12 protein-coding genes and 1 tRNA gene are annotated in these 17,833 nt (G+C 72.5%); 7 read left to right on the top strand and 6 right to left on the bottom strand.

Going from position 1 to position 17,833, the window contains the following annotated elements; all coding sequences use genetic code 11:
- Window positions 1-45: 45 nt before the first annotated feature.
- The 5 genes from E9549_RS08920 (at window position 46) to E9549_RS08900 (ending at window position 4,911) form a co-directional block, all read left to right on the top strand.
- Window positions 46-477, top strand: coding sequence for a PaaI family thioesterase (locus E9549_RS08920; protein WP_236826191.1), 432 nt, complete (start codon window positions 46-48; stop codon window positions 475-477).
- Between the two features lie 153 nt (window positions 478-630).
- Window positions 631-1,995, top strand: a complete 1,365-nt coding sequence (locus tag E9549_RS08915; RefSeq protein WP_236826190.1) for a branched-chain amino acid ABC transporter permease — start codon at window positions 631-633, stop codon at window positions 1,993-1,995.
- Window positions 1,996-1,998: 3 nt separating this feature from the next.
- Complete coding sequence (locus E9549_RS08910; protein WP_236826189.1) at window positions 1,999-2,997, top strand: branched-chain amino acid ABC transporter permease; 999 nt, start codon at window positions 1,999-2,001, stop codon at window positions 2,995-2,997.
- Complete coding sequence (locus tag E9549_RS08905; RefSeq protein WP_236826188.1) at window positions 2,987-4,000, top strand: ABC transporter ATP-binding protein; 1,014 nt, start codon at window positions 2,987-2,989, stop codon at window positions 3,998-4,000. The genes E9549_RS08910 and E9549_RS08905 overlap by 11 nt, the downstream gene beginning before the upstream one ends.
- A complete protein-coding gene (locus E9549_RS08900; RefSeq protein WP_236826187.1) occupies window positions 3,997-4,911 on the top strand; it encodes an ABC transporter ATP-binding protein in 915 nt (304 codons plus the stop codon). Before E9549_RS08905 ends, E9549_RS08900 begins: the two co-directional genes overlap by 4 nt.
- A 202-nt stretch (window positions 4,912-5,113) precedes the next feature.
- Here E9549_RS08900 and E9549_RS08895 read toward each other — a convergent pair whose 3' ends face one another.
- Both E9549_RS08895 and E9549_RS08890 read right to left on the bottom strand, forming a co-directional pair.
- Window positions 5,114-6,460 (bottom strand): ABC transporter substrate-binding protein, encoded by a 1,347-nt coding sequence (locus E9549_RS08895; RefSeq protein WP_236826186.1) that lies wholly within the window; start codon window positions 6,458-6,460, stop codon window positions 5,114-5,116.
- Window positions 6,461-6,695: 235 nt separating this feature from the next.
- Window positions 6,696-7,292, bottom strand: coding sequence for an ANTAR domain-containing response regulator (locus E9549_RS08890; RefSeq protein WP_236826185.1), 597 nt, complete (start codon window positions 7,290-7,292; stop codon window positions 6,696-6,698).
- A 75-nt stretch (window positions 7,293-7,367) separates the two neighbouring features.
- On the opposite strand from E9549_RS08890, the gene E9549_RS08885 reads away from it, so the two are divergent.
- Window positions 7,368-7,441, top strand: a tRNA-Leu gene (locus tag E9549_RS08885).
- A 68-nt stretch (window positions 7,442-7,509) separates the two neighbouring features.
- Window positions 7,510-9,123, top strand: a complete 1,614-nt coding sequence (locus E9549_RS08880) for a pyridoxal-dependent decarboxylase (protein ID WP_236826184.1) — start codon at window positions 7,510-7,512, stop codon at window positions 9,121-9,123.
- A gap of 16 nt (window positions 9,124-9,139) precedes the next feature.
- On the opposite strand, the gene E9549_RS08875 is transcribed toward E9549_RS08880, so the two are convergent.
- The 4 genes from E9549_RS08875 to gltB form a co-directional block, all read right to left on the bottom strand.
- The gene (locus E9549_RS08875; RefSeq protein ID WP_236826183.1) at window positions 9,140-10,033 is read right to left on the bottom strand and encodes an acyl-CoA thioesterase II; all 894 of its coding nucleotides are present in this window, start codon (window positions 10,031-10,033) and stop codon (window positions 9,140-9,142) included.
- The gene (gene pyk, locus E9549_RS08870) at window positions 10,030-11,445 is read right to left on the bottom strand and encodes a pyruvate kinase (protein WP_236826182.1); all 1,416 of its coding nucleotides are present in this window, start codon (window positions 11,443-11,445) and stop codon (window positions 10,030-10,032) included. The genes E9549_RS08875 and pyk overlap by 4 nt, the downstream gene beginning before the upstream one ends.
- 125 nt (window positions 11,446-11,570) lie before the next feature.
- A complete protein-coding gene (locus E9549_RS08865; RefSeq protein ID WP_236826181.1) occupies window positions 11,571-13,061 on the bottom strand; it encodes a glutamate synthase subunit beta in 1,491 nt (496 codons plus the stop codon).
- A gap of 44 nt (window positions 13,062-13,105) precedes the next feature.
- A complete protein-coding gene (gene gltB / locus E9549_RS08860) occupies window positions 13,106-17,782 on the bottom strand; it encodes a glutamate synthase large subunit (protein WP_236826180.1) in 4,677 nt (1,558 codons plus the stop codon).
- Window positions 17,783-17,833: the final 51 nt, after the last annotated feature.

Raw genomic sequence — 17,833 nt, 5'->3', positions numbered from 1 at the left:
CCACCGACACCCGGGCCGCCCCCGGGACGCCGCTACGGTGCCCCGGTGAGCACCCCTCCCCCGGCCTGGCTGCCCGAGGGCATGAGCAGCCCCCTCGACGACAAGCTCGGCGTCCGGATCACCGACTACGACCCCGACCGGCTCGTCGCCACGATGCCGGTCGCCGGCAACGAGCAGCCCTTCGGCCTGCTGCACGGCGGCGCGACCTGCACGCTCGTGGAGACCATCGGCTCGGTCGCCGCGGCGCTCGGCGCGGGGCCCGACAACCAGGTGGTCGGCGTCGAGCTCAACGTGAGCTACCTGCGCGCCGCGACCGCCGGCACGGTCACCGCCGTCTGCACGCCGGTCCGCCGGGGCCGCTCGCTGTCCACCTTCCTCATCGACGTCAGCGACGCCGAGGGGCGGCGGACCGCCACCGCGCGGCTGACCTGCATGACCCTGGCCGCGCGGAACCGCAGCCGCCGCGACGGGGGCTGACCCGGCGGACGGCGCCTCGACCGGTGCTGCGCCACTGGCCGTGACGCGGGCGGTACGGCGTGTCGCGGAAAGGTCACAGCTCGGCTCACTCTGGCGGCAGGACCCCGGAACTACGTTAGGTTCCGACCTCAACGAATCCGCCGAGGAGGTCGAGTGACGCACCCGACGGACCGTGTCCGCCGGCACGGTCGACGAAGCAGGCCCGTTCGACGAGGGTCTCCGACGCCGGCCGGTGCAGCCCGCCGCAGAGGCGTCACCGTCCTGCGCCTGCTGCTGGTCGCGCTGTTCACCGCCGGCCTGGCCACCCTGACCCCGGGCTTGGCCCAGGCCGAGCAGGCGGCGTCCGAGCAGGTCACCGGCACCCTCCGGACGAGCCTGAGCGGCCCCCTCGAGGACGTCGAGGTCGTCGTCACCGACGCCGGCGGCGACGAGGTGGGCACCGACGAGACCGACGAGAACGGCCGCTTCGCCGTCGACCTCCCGGGGCCGGGCGAGTACACGGTGACCGTCCCCGAGGACGCGCTCCCCGAGGGGGTGGAGTTCAACGCCGGCAACAGCCGCACGGTCACCGTCGACGCCGGCCGCACCCAGGGCGTCATCATCGGCCTCGACGACGGCACCCGGGGCGCCGGTGGCGGCACGATCCGCTGGGTCGAGCTCCTGGTGTCGGGCCTCCGGTTCGGCCTCCTCATCGCCATGGCGGCCATCGGGCTCTCGCTGATCTTCGGCACCACCGGCCTGGTCAACTTCGCGCACGGCGAGCTGGTGACCATCGGCGCCGTCGTCGCCTGGTTCATCAACGTGGGTGCGGGCGTGCCCCTGATCGTCTCCGCGCTGCTGGCGATGCTCGTGGGTGCCGGCATCGGCGCCCTCAACGAACTGGGTCTGTGGCGGCCGCTGCGCCGCCGCGGCACCGGGCTGGTGGCGGCGCTGGTCATCTCCATCGGGCTGTCGCTGCTGCTGCGCTACCTGTACCAGATCGTGTACGGCGGGCGCTCGAACGCCTACGCCGACTACCGCGGACAGCGCACGGTCGACTACGGCCCCTTCTCGATGACGAACAAGGACCTCACGTCCATGATCATCGCGCTGGTCGTGCTCGTGCTCGTGGCCGTGATGCTGCAGCGGACCACGATCGGCAAGGCCATGCGGGCCGTCTCCGACAACCGCGACCTCGCCGCCTCCTCCGGCATCAACGTGAACCGCGTCATCCTGGTGGTCTGGATGGTCGGCGGCGCCCTCGCCGCGCTCGGTGGCGTGCTCCTCGGGCTCTCCGACGAGGTCCAGTGGGACATGGGCTTCCGGCTGCTCCTGCTGATGTTCGCCGGCGTGACCCTCGGCGGCCTGGGGACCGCGTACGGCGCCCTCATCGGCAGCATCGTGGTCGGCGTCTTCGTGCAGATGTCCACGCTGGTCATCCCCAACGACATGAAGTACGTCGGGGGTCTGCTCCTCCTCATCGTCATCCTCATCGTGCGGCCGCAGGGCATCCTCGGCAGCCGGGCCCGGATTGGTTGAGCCATGGCTGAACTCCTCGACGCACTCGCCGTCGCACTCAAGGCGGGGATCGGCTTCCAGGCCGTCTTCTTCGCGCTGCTCGCCATCGGGCTGAACATCCAGTTCGGCTACACGGGGCTGCTGAACTTCGGGCAGATCGCGTTCGCCCTGCTCGGCGGCTACGGGATCGCGATCTCGGTGTCCCAGTGGGGCCTCCCGTTCTGGGTGGGCGTGCTCATCGGTCTCGCCGCCGCCGTGGTGCTCGCCCTGCTGCTGGGCATCCCGACGCTGCGCCTGCGCGCCGACTACCTCGCCATCGCCACCATCGCCGCCGCGGAAGGGCTCCGGCTCACCTTCCGGTCGGTCTCCGCCACGCCCGTCACCGCGGGCACCCGGGGGCTCTCCGGGTTCAGCGACCCGTTCGTGTCGCTCGCGCCGTGGGACCCGGCCGCGCGGTTCAGGATCCTCGGCACCACCTGGAGCGGCGCGGACCTGTGGGTCACCCTCGTCGGGTGGGTGCTCGTGGCCCTCGCCTGCCTGCTCGTCTGGCTGCTCGTCCGCAGCCCGTGGGGCCGGGTGGTGAAGTCGATCCGCGAGGACGAGGACGCCGTGCGCGCCCTCGGCAAGAACGTCTACGTCTACAAGATGCAGGCCCTGGTGCTCGGCGGTGTCCTGGGCGCCCTGGGTGGCATGGTCTACGCGGTCGGCACCGCGTCGGCGACGCCGGACCAGTACCAGAACGCCAACACGTTCCTGGCCTACGCAGCGCTGATCCTCGGCGGCGCCGCACGGGTGCTCGGGCCGGTCATCGGCGCGATGCTGCTGTACTTCATCATCCAGTTCGCGGACACCGGTCTGCGTACCCTGATCGGCAACGGGGTCATCCCGGAGGACCTGCTGTCCGCGACCGACGTCGCGCAGATCCGGTTCGTGCTCATCGGGCTCGGGCTCATCCTGCTGCTGATCTTCCGCCCGCAGGGCATCTTCGGTGACCGACGAGAGGTGATGCTCGATGCCCGCTGAGCCGACGCCCACCGGGGCGCACGCCGCGTCGACGGCGACGGGTGCGGGGGCCCCGCCGCAGCGGCTGGCCCAGGCCGCCCTCCGGGACGTGCCCTGGGAGGTCGGGGTCGCCAAGCCCGAGCCCGCCATCGTGGTCGACGGCGTGGTCCGGACCTTCGGCGGCCTGACGGCCGTCTCGGTCGACCACCTGGAGATCCAGCGTGGCGGCATCACCGGCCTGATCGGCCCGAACGGGGCCGGGAAGACGACGCTGTTCAACCTGCTCACCGGGTTCGACCAGCCCGACGGCGGCACCTGGTCGTTCGACGGCCGGCCGCTCGGGAAGCTCTCCCCGCACCAGGTCGCCCGGCTCGGTGTGGTCCGCACCTTCCAGCTGACGAAGGCGCTGTCCCGGCTCACGGTGCTGCAGAACATGCTGCTCGGCGCCCAGGGGCAGAAGGGCGAGAGCTTCTTCCGCGCCCTCGTGCCGGGGATCTGGCGGTCGCAGGAGAAGGCCAACACCGACAAGGCCATGGAGCTGCTGCGCCGGTTCAAGCTCGACGCCAAGAAGGACGACTTCGCGGGCACGCTGTCCGGCGGCCAGCGCAAGCTGCTCGAGATGGCACGGGCACTCATGAGCGACCCGAAGGTCGTCATGCTCGACGAGCCGATGGCCGGCGTGAACCCGGCGCTGACCCAGAGCCTGCTCGGGCACGTGAAGGACCTGCGGGAGCAGGGGATGACGGTGGTCTTCGTCGAGCACGACATGGACGTCGTCAGGGACATCAGCGACTGGGTGGTCGTCATGGCGGCGGGCAAGGTGATCGCCGAGGGCCCGCCCGAGTCGATCAGCCAGAACCGTGCCGTGGTGGACGCCTACCTCGGCGCGCACCACGACGCGCCGCTGACCGTGGAGGAAGAGGACCGCGTCCTCGCCGAGGCCGAGGCCAGCATCGCCGACGACGAGCGCACCGATGACGTCGGGCGGCCCGGTCGCGGGGAGAAGAAGAGGACGGACCGATGACCATCGACCCGAGCCAGGGCAGGGATCCGCGCGAGAGCACCGACCCCGAGTACGAGTTCGACCGCCCGGTCGGTGACGGAGACGACCCGGCGATCACCGGGCGCGGCCCCACCCGGGCCGAGGCGGCCGGCGACCTCTCGCCCGCCGAGCGGGCGGCGACCCGGGAGGAGCACGTCCGGCTGGCCGGAGACGCGCTGATCCGCGCGGACCAGCTGGTCGCCGGCTACCTCCCGGGCGTCAACATCCTCAACGAGTGCGACTTCTACCTGAACGACGGCGAGCTGGTGGGGATCATCGGCCCCAACGGCGCCGGCAAGTCCACCCTGCTCAAGGCACTCTTCGGCCTCATCCCGGTCCGGTCCGGCTCGGTGACGCTGCGCGGCGAGGACATCACCTCCGCGCCCGCGCACCGGCTGGTGTCCCTGGGCGTGGGCTACGTGCCGCAGAACAACAACGTGTTCCCCTCCCTCACCATCGAGGAGAACATGGAGATGGGCGCCTACCTCCGCCCCAAGGTGATCAAGCAGCGGTTCGACTACGTCGCGGAGCTGTTCCCCCTGCTCGGGGAGCGCCGCAGGATCAAGGCGGGCTCGCTGTCCGGCGGTGAGCGCCAGATGGTCGCGATGGGGCGCGCGCTGATGATGGAGCCGTCGGTGCTGCTCCTCGACGAGCCCTCGGCCGGGCTCTCCCCCGCCTACCAGGACGAGGTGTTCATCCGCTGCCGGCGGATCAACGCGACCGGCGTCTCGATCATCATGGTCGAGCAGAACGCCCGGCGGTGCCTGCAGATCTGCGACCGCGGCTACGTCCTCGACCAGGGCCGGAACGCCTACACGGCCACCGGCGAGTCGCTGATGCACGACCCCAAGGTCATCGAGCTCTACCTCGGGACCCTCGCCAAGGCGCACTGAGCCGCGACGGCACGACGACGGCGCCGGCCCCCTGTCGGGGGGTCGGCGCCGTCGTCGTGCTGCGGCGTCCCGCGGCCGCGCCCGGCCCGGCCCCCGTGGCGGTGCGCCGTCCGCGCGGGCCCGCTGCGGACGCACAGGGGCCCGGCACCGTGCGGTGCCGGGCCCCTGGTGGCCTCGGCGGATCAGCGATCCGCCGGCCGGGTCAGTCGCGCGCCGGGCCGATGCCCTCGGCGTTCAGACCCTCGATGATGCGGGCCGACTCCTCGAAGCCGATGACCACGATGGCGTCCGGGTTGAACTCCACCATCTGCTGGATCTCGGAGTCGAAGTTCGCCGCCTGCGGGTCGTAGGTCAGCGTCTCGATGCTGTCCTCCGACAGACCCGCAGCGACCAGGTTCTCCACGGTGTTCTCCATGAGACCGGTGCCGTACGGGTCGTTCAGGGCCATGATCCCGACGGTGTTGTTGCCGTCGTTGATGATCAGGTCCGAGAGCGCCCGAGCCTGCAGCGTGTCCGGCGGAGCCGTCCGGAAGTAGAGCCCGTTGTCGTTGTAGGTGGTGAACTGGTCGGACGTGTTCGCCGGCGAGATCTGCACGACGCCGGCGCGGGTGATCGCGTCGATGACGGTCAGGCTCACGCCGGAGGAGGCGGCACCGACGATGACGTCCACGTTCTCGTTCAGCAGCCGGTTGACCGTCTGCGAGGCCGTGTCGGTGGAGGCATCGCCCGAGTCACCCTCGACCAGCTGGACCGGCTGACCGAGCACGCCGCCGGTCTCGTTGATCTCCTGGACGGCCAGCCGGGCGCCGGCGACCTCCGGGGGGCCGAGGAAGGCGAGGTTACCGGTGAGCGGCAGCAGCGTGCCGATCACCAGCGGGTCGTCGGACGTGGCACCCGGGGCAGCCGGGGCGGGCCCCTCGTCGGTGGCCGCGTTGGCCTCGTCGCCGGCGAGCACGAACTCGGTGGCCTCGGAGTCGATGGCGTTGTCCTGGCCGAACTCCAGGATGCCGAAGCTCGCCACCGCCGGCTCACCCGGCTCGGTGAAGGCCAGCGGCCCCGAGATGCCGTCGTAGTCGGGGTTGCCGCCCCCGTCGACGATCTCCTTGCACTCGGCGAAGGTGGTGCAGGTGTCGCCGCCGAAGGTGACGCCGTTGATGTAGGGCGCGAAGACGGCCGGGTCGGTGCTGCCGGCCAGCTGCGCGGCGATCGCGGAGATCATGATCGCGTCGTAGGTCTCGCCGGCGTAGTTGAAGTCCTGCAGGTTCGGGTCGACCTCGAGCAGCCGGTTGGTGAAGTCGTCGCCGAGGTCGGTGAGCGGCGTGGTGCCCCGCATCCCGGCGAGGGCGCCCTCGGTGGTGAACGACTCCCCCAGGGCGTTCCCCATGTTGCCGTCGGTGCCGTAGACGTTGACCTGCCGTTCGCCGCCGCCGCCGCTGTCGCCACCACCTTCGGCCGACGTGCCACCCTCGTCGCCGCCACCGCAGGCGGTCAGCGCCAGCAGGGCAGCACCGGTGACGGCGATGCTGCGGGCAGTAGTGCGAGTGCGCATCAAGCAACTCCCAGTGTCATCAGTGCGCCCGGGCGCCGGCGCGTACGCGACGACCACCGACCGGGCGCCGATCGGTGCGCAGAACCTAGCTGCCGACCAGGGCGTTGCACCCCGCTGCGGAGGGACCGTGATGAGGTCGTGACCTCGACGTTCACACCGGGGACGAAGGACGACGGGGGGTGACCGTCCTGTGACGGAGCAGCGCGGCAGGCGCGGCCCGGCGCGCTGAGCGGGGTCAGGCCGTGCCGTCGCCGGCCGTCGTCGCCGCCAGGATCGACTCCGCCAGCGCCTTCATGCTCGTCCGCTGGTTCATGGCCGTCCGCTGGATCCACCGGAAGGCCTCGGCCTCGGTCATGCCCTGGTCGGCCATCAGCCGGCCCTTCGCCCGCTCGACGACCTTGCGGGTCTCCAGCCGCTCCTGGAGGTCCTTGACCTCCCCGTCCAGCGCCGTCATCTCGGCGAACCGGCCCCGCGCGACCTCGATGGCCGGGACGAGGTCGTTCTTGGAGAACGGCTTGACCAGGTAGGCCATCGCGCCGGCGTCGCGGGCGCGCTCGACCAGCTCCCGCTGGCTGAAGGCGGTGAGCACGATGACCGGCGCGATCCGCGCCGACGCGATCCGCTCGGCGGCGGAGAGGCCGTCCAGCACCGGCATCTGGATGTCGAGGATGACCAGGTCGGGGCGGAGCTCCTCGGCGCGCTCCACCGCCTGCTGGCCGTCGCCGACCTCGGCGACGACGTGGTACCCCTCCTCCTCGAGCATCTCCTTGAGGTCGAGGCGGATCAGTGCCTCGTCCTCGGCGATCAGAACCCGGATCGGCTCGCTGCTCACAGGACGGCAGCCTATCGACGTCGGCCGCCGGGCACCGCCCCGCTACTCTTCTCGGGCGCCGGTCCCACCCGGCACGCCCCCGTACCCCAATCGGCAGAGGGAGCGGATTCAAAACCCGCGCAGTGTGCGTTCGAGTCGCACCGGGGGCACCCGCCGTTGCCGCCGCTCCTCGAGGACCCCTCCGGGGCCCGCCCGTCGCGGGCAATACCCTCGGCTGGTGACCGAGCCCGCGCCGCACATGACGCCCGAGCAGTTCCGGCAGCACGGCCACGAGGTGGTCGACTGGATCGCCGACTACTGGACGCGCATCGGCACGTTCCCGGTGCGCTCGCAGGTCTCCCCCGGTGACGTCCGGGCGGCGCTTCCGGAGCAGGCACCCGAGCAGGGCGAGCCCTTCGCCGCGGTGCTGGCCGACCTCGACCGGGTCGTCCTGCCCGGCATCACCCACTGGCAGCACCCCGGCTTCTTCGGCTACTTCCCCGCCAACACCTCCGGCCCCTCGGTCCTGGGCGACCTCGTCTCCGCGGGCCTCGGCGTGCAGGGCATGTCCTGGGTGACCAGCCCCGCCGCCACCGAGCTCGAGCAGCACCTCATGGACTGGTTCGCCGGGCTCCTCGGGCTCCCCGCGTCGTTCCGCTCGACCGGCACCGGCGGTGGCGTCGTCCAGGACTCCAGCTCCGGGGCCAACCTGGTCGCGCTGCTCGCCGCGCTGCACCGGGCCGGCGGCGGCGCCACCGTGCGCCAGGGCGTGCAGCCCGAGCGCGCCACCGTGTACGTCTCCAGCGAGACGCACTCGTCCATGGAGAAGGCCGTCCGCATCGCCGGGCTGGGTACCGACGCCGTCCGCATCGTCGAGGTCGACGGCGACCTCGCCATGAACCCCGGCGCGCTCGCCGCCCGGCTGGAGCGGGACGTCGCGCGCGGCTACCGGCCGGTGCTGGTCTGCGCCACGGTCGGCACCACCTCGACCACGGCGGTGGACCCGCTCGCCGCCATCGGCCCGATCTGCCGGGACCACGGCGTCTGGCTGCACGTCGACGCCGCCTACGCCGGGGTGAGCGCGGTCGCCCCGGAGCTGCGCACGCTGCAGGACGGCGTCGAGTGGGCCGACAGCTACACCACCGACGCGCACAAGTGGCTGCTCACCGGCTTCGACGCCACGCTCTTCTGGGTCGGCGACCGCGCGGCGCTCACCGGTGCGCTGGCGATCCTGCCGGACTACCTGCGCAACGCCGCCACCGACGCCGGCGCCGTCGTCGACTACCGCGACTGGCAGATCGAGCTCGGCCGGCGGTTCCGCGCCCTCAAGCTGTGGTTCGTGCTCCGGTGGTACGGCGCGGAGGGGCTGCGTGCCCACGTCCGCGGCCACGTCGCCCTGGCCCAGGAGCTCGCCGGCTGGGCCGCGGCCGACGAGCGGTTCGACGTCGTCGCGCCGCACCCGCTCTCGCTGGTCTGCCTGCGGCCGCGCTGGCCGGACGGGGTGGACGCCGACGTCGCGACGATGACCCTGCTCGACCGGCTGAACGACGGCGGCGAGGTCTTCCTGACCCACACGACCGTCCGCGGTCAGGCCGTCCTGCGCGTGGCGATCGGCGCGCCGGCGACCACGCGCGCCGACGTCGAGCGGGTCTGGGCGCTCCTCGTCGAGGGGCACGACTGGCTGGCCGCCGACTTCGCCGCCCAGGCCGCCGAGCAGGCGGCGGCCCGTGCCGCCGAGCGGGAGCGGGCCGAGCGCGAGCGCGCCGAACGGGAGCAGGCGGCCGAGCCGGAGCCCGTCGCCGCCGACGAGACCTCGGCCGGCGAGCCCCAGGAGGCCGACAGCCCCGCCTGACCGGTGCGGCGGGGTCTCAGCGCTCCAGCGAGCGGATGAGGCCCTGCTGCACCACCGTGGCGACGTGCCGGCCGTCGGCCGACCAGATGTCGCCGGAGCAGAGCGCCCGGCCGCCCGTCGCCGCCGGGCTGTCGGTCTCGTAGAGGAACCACTCGTCGGCCTGCACCGGCTGGTGGAACCACACGGCGTGGTCGAGGCTCGCGCCCACGTACCGGCCGCCCCAGCCGCCGCCGAGCCGGGCCAGCCCCGCCGACAGCAGTGTCAGGTCGCTGACGAACGTCAGGGCCGCGGCGTGGACGGCGGGCTGCTCGGGCAGGCGGCCCGCCACGCGCATCCACGCGTAGGTCTTCGTGTGCGGCGGGACCTTCGGCGCGCGGGCGAAGGGGTCCTCCATGAGGCGCTGCTCCACCGACCGGCTGATGGCCAGCGCCGCCGAGGCGTGCTCGCCGTAGGGCGCCACCAGCTCGGCCAGCGTGGGCAGCGTCTCCGCCGGTGGCACCTCGGGCATCGGCCGGGTGTGCTCGGCGACCACCGGCTGCGGCGCCGACGCGTCCGCGGTCAGCGAGAAGATCGCGACATCGGCACCGTTGCGCCGCTGCCAGGCGACCACCCGGCGCGTGGTGAAGCTGCGCCCGTCGCGTATCCGGTCCACGGCGTAGCGGATCTCCTCGTGCGGGTCACCGGGCCGCAGGAAGTAGGAGTGCAGCGAGTGCACCGAGCGGTCCTCCGGCAGCGTGCGGGTGGCCGCCATCAGCGCCTGACCGGCCACCTGACCGCCGAAGATGCGCTGCAACGGGCTGCGCGGCGTCCGGCCCACGTAGACGTCGGTGTCGGCCTGCTCGAGGTCCAGCACCGTCATGAGGGCGGCCGCCTGGCTGCCGGCGGTCACCTCGCCCGCGACCTCGCTCACGAGTCGGTACCCACCTCGTGCACCCGGATCAGGTTGGTGGAGCCGACGGTGTTCGGCGGGCTGCCGGCGACGACGACCACGCGGTCGCCCACCTCCAGGCGGCCGATCGACAGCAGGGAGAAGTCCACCTGCGCCACCATGTCGTCGGTGTGCTCGACCGCGGGCACCAGGAAGGTCTCCACGCCCCAGGAGAGCGCGAGCAGGCTGCGGACGCGGGCGTCCACCGTGAAGGCGAGCAGCGGCTGCCGGGGGTGCAGGGCGGCCAGCCGGCGGGCCGTCTCCCCCGTCTGCGTGAAGGTCGCCAGCGCCTTCACGTCGAGCGACTCGCCGATGTCCCGGGCAGCACGCACGATCGCCCCCGACCGCGAGCGCGAGCGGCGCGCGAGCTCGGGCACCCACAGGTGGTCGCTCTCGACGGCCTCGATGATCCGGTCCATCGTCCGGACCGCACCGATGGGGTACTGCCCCACCGAGGTCTCCCCCGACAGCATGACCGCGTCGGCGCCGTCGAGGACTGCGTTGGCGACGTCGGAGGCCTCCGCACGGGTCGGCCGCGAGTTGGTGATCATCGACTCGAGCATCTGGGTGGCCACGATGACGGGCTTGTTCCGCTCGCGGGCGGCCTGGATGGCGCGCTTCTGCACCAGCGGCACCTGCTCCAGGGCCAGCTCCACGCCGAGGTCGCCGCGGGCGACCATGATGCCGTCGAACGCCTCGACGATGGCGTCGAGGTTGCGGACGGCCTCGGGCTTCTCCAGCTTGGCGATGACGGGGACGTGGATGTCCTCCTGGCGCATGATGTCGCGGACCAGGGCGACGTCGGTCGGCGAGCGCACGAAGGAGAGCGCGATGAAGTCCACGCCCAGGTGCAGCGCGAAGCGCAGGTCCCGCTCGTCCTTGTCCGACAGAGCGGGCACGCTCACCGAGACCCCGGGCAGCGAGAGCCCCTTGTTGTTCGACACCTTGCCGCCCTCGACGACCAGGCAGAAGACGTCGGGGCCCTCCACGCGGACGACGCTGAGCGAGAGGTTGCCGTCGTCGACCAGGAGCCGGTCGCCGACGCGCACGTCGTTGGCGAGGTCCTTGTAGGTGGTCGAGACCCGCTCGGCGGTGCCCTCGACGTCCTCGACGGTGACGCAGACCTGGCTGCCGGTGGCCCAGGTGACCGGCCCGTCGGCGAAGGTGCCGAGGCGGATCTTGGGGCCCTGCAGGTCGGCCAGGATGGCGACGGCGCGCCCGGTGCTGTCGGAGGCCTTGCGCACCAGGTGGTACGCGGCGGCGTGGTCCTCGTGCGCACCGTGGCTGAAGTTCAGCCGGGCGACGTCCATGCCCGACTCGACGAGGGCGGTGACCTGCTCGGCGGAACTGGTGGCCGGACCGAGGGTGCAGACGATCTTCGCGCGGCGGGACATGGGGATAACGCTAGTGCCACGACGAACTACGTGACGGGGCGGGACCGGCGTGTCGGCAGGTCCCGCCCCGTCAGGTGGTGGGTCGGTCGCGGTGCGGTCCGGAGGACCGCGGTGTCACAGCGACGTCAGCGCAGCGCGACCGCCGTGGGGGTCACCGGCCGGGGCAGCATGGACTCCCCCGTCAGCCAGGTGTCGACGCCGGCGGCCGCGGCCCGGCCCTCGGCGATGGCCCACACGATCAGCGACTGGCCACGGCCCACGTCACCGGCGACGAAGACCCCGGGGACGGTGGACATGAACTCCGCGTCGCGGACCACGTTGCCGCGCCCGTCGACCTCCACGCCCAGGCCGTCGACCAGGCCCTCGCGCTGGGCCCCCGTGAAGCCCATGGCGAGGAAGACCAGGTCGGCGGGGAGCTCGCGCTCGGTGCCCTCGACCTTCTGGAAGCGGCCGTCGACCCGCTCCACCTCGTGCAGCAGCAGGGCCCGCACGTTGCCGGCGTCGTCACCGACGAACTTCTCGGTGTTGACCGAGTAGAGCCGCTCGCCGCCCTCCTCGTGGGCGCTCGAGACCCGCATGACCATCGGGTAGGTGGGCCACGGGTTGCTGGCCTCGTCCCGGCGGTCCGGCGGCGCCGGCATGATCTCCAGCTGGGTCACCGAGGCCGCGCCCTGCCGGTGCGCGGTGCCCAGGCAGTCGGCGCCGGTGTCACCGCCGCCGATGATCACCACGTGCTTGCCGTGGGCGTCGATCGGCGGGTCGTCCAGCTCACCGAGCGCCTGCCGGTTGCCCATGGGCAGGTACTCCATGGCCAGGTGGATGCCGGCCAGCTCCCGGCCGGGGGCCGGCAGGTCGCGGCCCACGGTCGCGCCCATGGCCAGCACGACGGCGTCGTGGTCGGCGCACAGCTGCTCGACGCTCGGGTCGCCGTCCCGCCCGCTGCCGACCTCGACACCGGTGACGAAGCGCGTGCCCTCGGCGCGCATCTGGTCCAGCCGGCGGTCCAGGACGGACTTCTCCATCTTGAACTCGGGGATCCCGTAGCGGAGCAGCCCGCCGACGCGGTCGGCCCGCTCGAAGACGGTGACCTCGTGCCCGGCGCGGGTGAGCTGCTGGGCGGCCGCCAGCCCGGCGGGGCCGGACCCGACGACGGCGACCTTCTTGCCCGTGCGCTCGGCCGCGGACTGCGGCTGCACCCAGCCCTCGTCCCAGGCGCGGTCGATGATCTCCCACTCGATCTGCTTGATCGTGACCGGCGACTCCTGGAGGTTCAGCACGCAGGAGCCCTCGCACGGCGCGGGGCACAGCTTCCCGGTGAACTCCGGGAAGTTGTTCGTGGCGTGCAGCCGCTCGATCGCGTCCTGCCAGTCGTCCCGCCGGGCGAGGTCGTTCCACTCCGGGATCAGGTTCGCCACCGGGCAGGCGTGGTGGCAGAACGGGATGCCGCAGTCCATGCAGCGAGCGGCCTGGGTGCGCACCGCGGCCGTCGGGAAGAGCGGGTCCTCCCCGTTCTCCCGACGGCTGTAGACGTCCTTCCAGTCCAGGAGGCGGACCTCCACGGGCCGGCGCGGCGGCAGCGCGCGCTCGTACTTCAGGAAACCGGTCTGGTCAGCCACGTGCTGCCTCCCTCTGCTGCTCGTTCCACCTGCGGACGACGACGTCAGCCACGTGCCGCCTCCATCACCGCACGGTCGACGTCGGTCCCGGCGGCCTCGGCGGCCCGCCGGGCCTCCAGGGCGCGCCGGTAGTCGCGCGGCATGATCACGCTGAACCGCTCCGACCAACGGCCCCAGTCGGCCAGCAGCGCGCCGGCCACCGTCGACTCGGTGTCCGCGGCGTAGCGGACGAGCACGTCGCGCAGCCACTGCGCGGACTCGACGTCCAGCGGCTCGACGTCGACCATCTCGGGGTTCACCCGGTGCCGGGCGAGGTCGAGCACGTAGCCGATGCCCCCGGACATGCCGGCCGCGATGTTGCGGCCGGTGGCACCGAGGATCACCGCGCGCCCGCCGGTCATGTACTCGAGCGCGTGGTCGCCGACGCCCTCGACGACGGCCAGCGCGCCGGAGTTGCGCACGCAGAACCGCTCGCCGACCCGGCCGCGCAGGAAGATCTCCCCGCCGGTCGCGCCGTAGCCGATGACGTTGCCCGCGATGACGTTGTCCTCGGCGAGGAAGGGCGCCTCCCGGGACGGCCGGACGACGATCCGCCCGCCGGAGAGGCCCTTGCCGACGTAGTCGTTGGCGTCGCCGAAGAGCCGCATGGTGATGCCGCGCGGCACGAAGGCGCCGAAGGACTGGCCGGCCGACCCGCCGAAGGTCAGGTCGATGGTGCCGTCGGGCAGCCCCTCCCCGCCGAAGCGGCGGGTGACCATCGACCCGAGCATCGTGCCGACGGTGCGGTTGACGTTGCGCACCGGCAGCTCGAGGCTGACCGGCCGCGCGTCGAGCAGCGCGCCCTCGCACAGCTGGATCAGGGTCTGGTCCAGCGCGACGTCGAGCCCGTGGTCCTGGGTGCGGACCGCGCGCCGCGGGGCGCCCTCGGGCAGCTCGGGCACGACGAGGACCGGCGCCAGGTCCAGGCCCGCCGCCTTCCAGTGGTCCACGGCCTGGCGGGTGTCGAGCAGCTCGGCGTGGCCGACGGCCTCGTCGATGGAGCGGAAGCCCAGCTCGGCCAGGTAGGAGCGCACCTGCTCGGCGAGGAACTCGAAGAAGGTGACGACGAACTCCGGGCGCCCGGTGAACCGCTTGCGCAGCTCCGGGTTCTGCGTGGCCACGCCGACCGGGCAGGTGTCCAGGTGGCACACCCGCATCATCACGCAGCCGGAGACCACCAGGGGCGCGGTCGCGAAACCGAACTCCTCGGCCCCGAGCAGCGCCGCGACGATCACGTCCCGGCCGGTCTTCATCTGCCCGTCGACCTGCACCACGATGCGGTCGCGCAGCCCGTTGGCCAGCAGCGTCTGCTGGGTCTCGGCCAGCCCGAGCTCCCACGGGGAGCCGGCGTGCTTGAGCGAGGTCAGCGGCGCGGCGCCGGTCCCGCCGTCCATCCCCGAGATGAGGACGACGTCGGCGTGCGCCTTGCTCACGCCCGCCGCGACCGTCCCGACGCCCACCTCGGCGACGAGCTTGACGTGCACCCGCGCCTGGTCGTTGGCGTTCTTCAGGTCGTGGATGAGCTGCTTGAGGTCCTCGATCGAGTAGATGTCGTGGTGCGGCGGCGGGCTGATCAGCCCGACGCCCGGCGTCGAGTGCCGGGTGCGCGCCACCCACGGGTAGACCTTGCCGCCGGGCAGCTGGCCGCCCTCGCCGGGCTTGGCCCCCTGCGCCATCTTGATCTGGATGTCGTCGGCGTTGACCAGGTACTCGCTGGTGACGCCGAACCGGCCCGAGGCGACCTGCTTGATCGCCGAGCGGCGCAGGTCGCCGTTCGGGTCGGGCGTGAACCGGTCGGGGTCCTCACCGCCCTCGCCGGTGTTCGAGCGGCCGCCGAGGCGGTTCATCGCGATGGCCAGGGTCTCGTGCGCCTCCTGCGAGATCGAGCCGTAGCTCATCGCGCCGGTGTTGAAGCGCTTCACGATCTCGCTCGCGGGCTCGACCTCGTCGAGCGGGACGGGCGGGCGGACCCCGGTCCGCAGCGTGAACAGGCCGCGCAGGGTGGCGGCCTCCTCGGACAGCTTGTCGACCGACTGCGTGTACTTCTCGAAGACCTCGTACTGCCGCGACCGGGTGGCGTGCTGCAGCAGGAACACCGTCTCGGGGTTGAACAGGTGCACCTCGCCCTCGCGGCGCCACTGGTACTCCCCGCCGGTCTCCAGCCGGCGGTGCGCCCGCTCGGTGGGGTTCACCGGGTAGGCCCGGCGGTGGCGCATGGCCACCTCCTCGGCCAGGACGTCGATGCCGACGCCGCCCAGGGGTGCGGAGGTGCCGGTGAAGTACTCGTCGACGACCTCGCGGGACAGCCCGACGGCCTCGAAGATCTGCGCCATCGTGTACGAGCCGACGGTCGAGATGCCCATCTTGCTCATCACCTTGAGGACGCCCTTGCCCAGCGCCTTCACCACGTTGCGCACCGCCTGGGCGGGCTCGACGCCGGTGAGGTGGCCGTCGCGGATGAGGTCCTCGATCGACTCGAACGCCAGGTAGGGGTTGACCGCGGCCGCCCCGTAGCCCAGCAGCAGCGCGACGTGGTGCACCTCGCGGCAGTCGCCGGACTCGACGACGAGGCCGACCTCCATGCGGGTCTTCTCCCGCACCAGGTGGTGGTGCACCGCGGCGGTCATCAGCAGCGACGGGATCGGGGCGCGCTGCTCGTCGCAGTCCCGGTCGGAGAGCACGATGATCCGGGCGCCGGCCGAGATCGCCTTGGAGACCTTGGTGCGCAGCTGCTCCACGGCCTCGGCCAGGGCGGTGCCGCCGCCGTTGACGTCGAAGTGACCGGTGATCCGGACGGCGGCGTACCCGGGCAGGTCGCCGTCGTCGTCGATGTGCAGGATCTTGGCCAGCTCGTCGTTGTCGATGACCGGGAACGGCAGGTGCACCTGCCGGCAGGACGCCGGGGTGGCGGTGAGCAGGTTCTGCTCGGGCCCGAAGGTGCGGCCCAGGCTGGTCACCAGCTCCTCGCGGATGGCGTCCAGCGGCGGGTTGGTCACCTGGGCGAACAGCTGCCCGAAGTAGTCGTAGAGCAGCCGGGAGCGGTCCGACAGCGCCGCGATCGGGGTGTCGGTGCCCATCGAGCCGATCGGCTCGGCGCCGCTGGCCGCCATGGGGGTGACCAGCATGCGCAGGTCCTCCTCGGTGTAGCCGAAGAGCATCTGCCGGCGGACGACGGACTCGTGGCTGGGGCGCGAGCGGCGGCGCTCGGGCAGCTGCGGCAGGTGCACCAGACCGGCGTGCAGCCAGTCCTCGTACGGGTGCTCGGCGGCCAGCGCGCCCTTGACCTCCTCGTCGGAGACGATCCGCCCCGACGCGGTGTCGACGAGGAACATGCGGCCCGGCTGCAGCCGGCCCTTGGCGACGACGTCGGCGGCCGGGATGTCGAGCACGCCGACCTCGCTGGCCATGACCACCAGGTCGTCGCGGGTGTGCCACCAGCGGCCCGGGCGCAGGCCGTTGCGGTCGAGCACCGCCCCGATCAGCGTGCCGTCGGTGAAGCAGACGGCGGCCGGCCCGTCCCAGGGCTCCATGATCGAGGAGTGGAACCGGTAGAAGGCCCGCCGGGCCGGGTCCATCTCGTCGTGGTTCTCCCACGCCTCGGGGATCATCATCAGCACCGCGTGCGGCAGCGAACGGCCCGACAGGTGCAGCAGCTCGAGCACCTCGTCGAAGGTGGCCGAGTCGCTGAAGTCGCTGGCGGTGACCGGGAAGATGCGGTCCAGCCCCAGCTCGGCGGCGGTGCCGGCCGGGCCGTCGAACAGCTCGGTGGCGAGCTTGGCCTCGCGGGCGCGCATCCGGTTGCGGTTGCCCTTGATGGTGTTGATCTCGCCGTTGTGCGCGATGAACCGGAACGGGTGCGCCAGCGGCCAGCTCGGGAAGGTGTTGGTGGAGAACCGGCTGTGCACCAGCGCGATCGCCGACTCGTAGCGCTCGTCGCGCAGGTCGGGGAAGAACAGCGGCAGCTGATCGGTGGTCAGCATCCCCTTGTAGGTGATCGTCCGCGACGACAGCGAGGCGATGTACAGGGAGCTGCCCGCGTCGACCGCGGCGCGCTCGGCCCGCTTCCGCAGCACGAACGACCGGCGCTCCAGGCGGGTGACGCCGTTGCAGACGACGTTGCCGCCGAAGGCGCGCTCGTCGGCGCGGGCGCCCATCGTCTCGGCGACGAAAACCTGGGCGAAGTGCGGCATGACCGCCCGGGCCGTGGGGCCGAGGTCGGCGCCGTCGGGGTCGACCGGGACGTCGCGCCAGCCGAGGACGGTGAGCCCCTCCTCCTCGGCGAGACGGGCGACCTCCTCGTAGCGGGCGGCCCGCTCGGCCTCGTCGGTGGGCAGGAACGCGATGCCGACCGAGTACTCGCCCAGCGGCGGCAGGTCGAAGCCGACCTCGGCGCGCAGCAGCGCGTCCGGGACCTGGGTGAGGATCCCGGCGCCGTCACCGGAGTTCGGCTCGGAGCCGGCGGCCCCGCGGTGGTCGAGGTTGTGCAGCGCGGTCAGGCCGGCCTGCACGATGCGCCGGCTCTTGCGACCCCGGGCGTCGGCCACGAAGGCGACACCGCAGGCGTCCTTGTCGTTGGCCGGGTCGTAGAGGCCGGACGGTGCGGGCACGGCCGAGAAGGGCACGGCCGGCGGCACGGCGCTGGTGCTGGTCGCCGCGGTGGCGGGGGCGGGAAGGTCGGTCATGTCACTCCCGTCGTCGGCGCACCGTCGTCCCTCGCGGGCGAGGGGTGGGAC

This window comes from Blastococcus sp. MG754426 (assembly GCF_021699055.1).
Taxonomy (GTDB): Bacteria; Actinomycetota; Actinomycetes; order Mycobacteriales; family Geodermatophilaceae; genus Blastococcus.
The sequence above is the reverse complement of the archived record's forward strand: the minus strand, read 5'-3'. Positions and strand labels throughout refer to the sequence as shown.